General features: G+C 59.8%; 1 protein-coding gene and 5 pseudogenes. 5 read left to right on the top strand and 1 reads right to left on the bottom strand.

The features are described 5' to 3' along the window. Positions 1-699 (bottom strand): annotated as a pseudogene (locus NKJ55_RS35035) (IS110 family RNA-guided transposase); the annotation flags it as partial. Between NKJ55_RS35035 and NKJ55_RS35040 the strand changes: the two are divergent. The 5 genes and pseudogenes from NKJ55_RS35040 to NKJ55_RS35065 all read left to right on the top strand — a co-directional run. Then, positions 691-881, top strand: a pseudogene (locus tag NKJ55_RS35040) (transposase); the annotation flags it as partial. The pseudogenes NKJ55_RS35035 and NKJ55_RS35040 sit on opposite strands and share 9 nt — an antisense overlap. Before the next feature lie 352 nt (positions 882-1,233). Then, positions 1,234-1,567 (top strand): annotated as a pseudogene (locus tag NKJ55_RS35760) (transposase); the annotation flags it as partial. Between the two features lie 195 nt (positions 1,568-1,762). Next, positions 1,763-2,863 (top strand): hypothetical protein, encoded by a 1,101-nt coding sequence (locus tag NKJ55_RS35050; RefSeq protein WP_352453877.1) that lies wholly within the window; start codon positions 1,763-1,765, stop codon positions 2,861-2,863. Positions 2,864-3,132: 269 nt separating this feature from the next. Continuing rightward, positions 3,133-3,339: pseudogene (locus tag NKJ55_RS35060) on the top strand (ATP-binding cassette domain-containing protein); the annotation flags it as partial. Between the two features lie 145 nt (positions 3,340-3,484). After that, positions 3,485-4,221, top strand: a pseudogene (locus tag NKJ55_RS35065) (tyrosine-type recombinase/integrase); the annotation flags it as partial. Between the last annotated feature and the right edge of the window lie 73 nt (positions 4,222-4,294).

Raw genomic sequence — 4,294 nt, forward strand, 5'->3', positions numbered from 1 at the left:
CCACAGCTGCGACCTGATGACCACGCTTGTTACGGATGCGTAGGAAGAAGGCCCTGAGCGGTCCGGGCGCCTTCGCCGCCGCCCAAGCGGCCTCGACCAGCATGGTGCGGGCATGGGAACGCCCATGTTTGCTGATCCGGCCATATTGCGCCAAGCCAAGACCGGATTGGCGCACACGCGGATTGAGGCGAAGTAGCTCACCAGCTTCTGCGGCTCGCGGAACCGCCGGATGTCGCCGACCGCGGCGATGATACCGCTCGCGACGATGGCATTGACGCCGGTGATCGTCTGAAGCCGCCGGACTTGCACATCATCAACCGCTTCCCGGGCGATGTCGCGATCGAGGTCGGCCAGATCCTCGGCCAGGCGGTCGATCTCGCGGATGTGGCGAGCGATGGCGGCCTGCTCGTCGTCGGGAAGCACCTGCCGCTCGAGCCAGGCGCGACCGCGATTGTTGAACAGATCGGCATGCGGGCCCTTCGGCACTAGGTGCGCCTGCAGGATGCCATGCACCTCGTTCTTCACGCGCGTGCGATGCCGAACTACCTGGTTGCGCCGCGCGACGAGGCGGCGAAGCCGCTCGGTCCGCTCGTCAGGTACCCAGACCTCCGGCAGAAAGCCGCTGGCATGGAGCTGCGCCAGAACGCCGGCATCGATCTTGTCGGTCTTAATCCTGGCATGGGCGATCGCCTTCACCTCACAAACGCCGTCGAGGCGCTGCGGCGCGCTGTGCGAACGCGCGGTCACTTTCCCAATGACGACGCCGCGATGAAGCTGCTATCTCTGGTTGTAACCGCGCCGCCGAGGAATGGAAACGCGCCCCGCGCGACTGGTTCGAGGCCAGGACACAATTCGCCGTGGTCTTCCGCGAAGGTTCGTAGCCAATGGCGACAACCGGCCTCACGCACAAGATTCCCGACAGCGCCTGGCCACCATGGCCGGGCGCAAGTCATGGCCTGGTGCGGGAACGATGCGATCGACTACCTCTTCGGCTTGCCCGGCAACAAGGTACTCCAGCATCTCGTCTGAAGCCGCCGAAGATATCCGCACCCGCCGCGCGCTCGAGCACAAGCCGGTGCTGCGCGGCTGTGCCGAGACCCGAGACAAGGCTAAATCATGGAAGACGGAACCCGCGCCTGCGCCCGCATTGAGGCAACCACCCTTGGCCCGACATCCGCTTCGTCGTTCCAATCTCGACAAAGGCTCCGCCGAGCATGTCTAGTCTAGGACGTAATCTACTGCGCCTGCGGCCAGGCCGCCAACCTGATAGAAATGCGCAAGAACCAGCTCGCATCCGACCGCACCAGCTCCCCTCACTGATTGCCAACCGGGTCCGTCTCGTCCTGCACACGGCCGCATACTGGTTGATGCCCACCCTGCTCGAGGCGGTGCCCACGACCCTTCATCTGCGCAAGGCCGAGTTCGCTACGCTGCGGCTCAGGCTTTCAAGCTCGGCGCCCGCGTTTCCGAAACGGTCTCCCGCATCCGTCTGGCCTTCGCCGCCGCCTGTCCCGACGCAAGTCTGTTCCGAGCGATCGCCATCACGCTGCAGCCCGCAGCGCCATGAGCGCCGGGCCATCAAAGCCCCAATGAACCGCATCAGCCGACCTCCACCGCGTTCCAAAGTCCAGTCTCAGCTGCTCATCCCACCAATGTTGATAGCTGTCGGGATTTCGCCCCGGGGCGTACTAATTACGGGTCGTATGGTCCTGTGCCGCGCGATTTGCCTAAATTCGACGCGGCTTGATACACGGAGGAAGTTATGGAAAACCCGGTCAATATCTACACAGAATGGGCGCCTCTTCAAGAAGTTATCGTTGGAGAATATCGCAATACAACTATTCCGAGAGATGTCAACGATGTCGATGTTTCTTTCAGGGAGTTTTACTACCAAAACGTGTTTGATCAACAGCGGAATAAATTGCTGACGAAGTTGAACATATATTCCGACGACCTCCGCAAATACCCGGAACAAATTGAGGAGGAGCGAGCGGAAGACATAGAAAATCTGGTTAGGTTGCTGGAGTCGTGCGGAATTGTGGTGAAGCGGCCAAAACCTCTCGATAGTATTCCAGAAATAAAAACCCCTCTTTGGAGTAACGTAGCGACGCCTTGCGGTAACGTAAGAGACCAGTTTATGGTCCTTGGGGATGAAATTATCGAAACGCCCCCATTGATGCGAGGCCGCTACTTCGAGAACGATCTTATCAAAGATCACCTTCTCGACTATTTCAAACGCGGAGCGCGCTGGACGATCGCGCCGCGGCCGTTAATGATCGACGAATCATTTGACCGTTCGTATTCGGGCGAGAATCCCGCGGACGTTGACATTTCGAAATTCGAGATAATGTTCGATGGTGCGCAGTGCGTAAAATTTGGCCGCGACATAGTCATGAATGCCGTGAATGAAAACCATCGCCTCGGAGCGGCATGGCTCGCGCGCCACCTTGGCGGGCGCTTCCGGGTGCATGAGGTGGAGATTACCGACAACCATATCGACGGTCATATGCTACCGCTAAGACCCGGCACGCTCCTCGTCAAACAGGCGATGTTCGATCAGAGGAATCGACTTCCGAAGGGCTTACAAAGCTGGGACGCGATCATTTTTGCCGACGAGGAAACCCTGAACGTGCGGAGTGAAGAAATCCCACTCGCCAGTAAGTATATTTCGATGAATGTTCTGTCGATCGACCCAGAACGCGTGATCATCAACGATCAGGCACTGCAAACGATCCGCAGCCTCGAAAAAGCAGGTTTTACCCCGATTCCCACCAGGCTACGACACTGTAGGCTTTACACTGGCGGTTTTCACTGCGCGACGCTTGATATTCGGCGGGACGAAGAACCGGAAACCTACTTTTGATGCGGCTCGGCCGGTTTCAATCGGCATGCTGCCGTCCCCGGTTAGCGCGTCAGATAGTCCCACTGGACAGTGTAGGACGCGCTTTCGCCGAGCTTGCTGTCAGGCAAGACCTTCGGGGCGATTTCATCGAGCCATACCTTGTGAGCATGGAGGATGTGGCCTCGCTGCCCGTTCCCTAGCGACATATGTCGCGAAAAGACGCCGGTCCTGCGAGATGTCGGGTCAAGCCACGCGGCGGCCTGCTGGCGCGCCGAAGAGGTGATGGGCGCATGAACGGTCCTTTGCTGAAAGTCGAGAATCTGACCAAGCACTATCCGCTTGGCTCGGGAATCTTCAAGAAAAGCATTTCGGTTATCCGGGCGGTGGAGGATGTATCCTTTTCCGTCGAAGCGGGCGAGACGCTGTGCATCGTCGGTGAATCCGGCTGCGGCAAGTCCACCGTGGCGCGGCTCCTGATGCGGCTCGTGCAGCCGACTAGGCTAGAGCGCTTCCTTTTTTGAAAGAATCGTAGGATTGAACGACGCCGCTGACGCGGCATCTGGTGTGTAGGTTTGCGGATGACGCTTCTGTTTTGAAGGAGTGCGGCTGTTGAAGCGCAATCTTGAGAACAGGAGATGAGAGATGGCCGAGTTGAGCCCGCTTCGTCGGCGCATGATCGAGGACATGACGATCCGCAATCTGTCGCCGGCAACGCAGCGATCCTACGTTCACGCAGTAGCCAAGTTTTCGCGGCATTTCGGCCGGTCGCCGGACCGGTTGGGTCTGGAGGACGTGCGCGCCTTCCAGGTTCACCTGGTGGCAAACGGGATATCGTGGCCGGCTTTGAACCAGACGGTGTGTGCTTCTACGGCGTGACGCTGGGCCATGCCGGGATCCCGGAACGCATCCCCTACGCCCGTACGCTGCGCACCCTGCCGGTGGTGCTCACCGCCGACGAAGTGGTCCGTTTTCTGGAGGCTGTGCCGAGCCTGAAGACGCGGGCGGCGCAGACCACGGCCTATGCTGCAGGCCTTCGCGCCTCTGAAGCCGTCGGCCTGAAGGTCGGCGACATCGACAGCGAACGCGGTGTCATGCTCGTCCACCACGGCAAGGGCGGCAAGGACCGCTATGTGATGCTGTCGGCGCAGTTGCTGCGTATCTTGCGCGTTTACTGGCGACTGGCCCGGCCGAAGGACTGGTTGTTTCCCGGTCGTGACGGAACCGCGCCAATCGACGTGCCGGTTCTCTATTCGGCCTGCCGCTCGGCGCGTGCCGCCGCCGGCATCGACAAGCGGGTGACGGTGCACACGCTGCGGCACAGCTTCGCCACGCATCTGCTGGAGAACGGCACAGATATCCGCATCATTCAGGTGCTGCTCAAAACAACGACATACTGCCCGCCAACATCCCGAAGAAGGGTGGATTTACTATCCATTTCATCCGCGCTGTGGT

This window comes from Mesorhizobium sp. M0106 (genome assembly GCF_040322715.1).
In the GTDB taxonomy this organism is placed as follows: Bacteria; Pseudomonadota; Alphaproteobacteria; order Rhizobiales; family Rhizobiaceae; genus Mesorhizobium.

Coding starts and splice junctions, on each gene's coding strand:
- NKJ55_RS35050 (WP_352453877.1), top strand. CDS start 1,763: ATGGAAAACCCGGTCAATATCTACACAGAATGGGCGCCTCTTCAAGAA.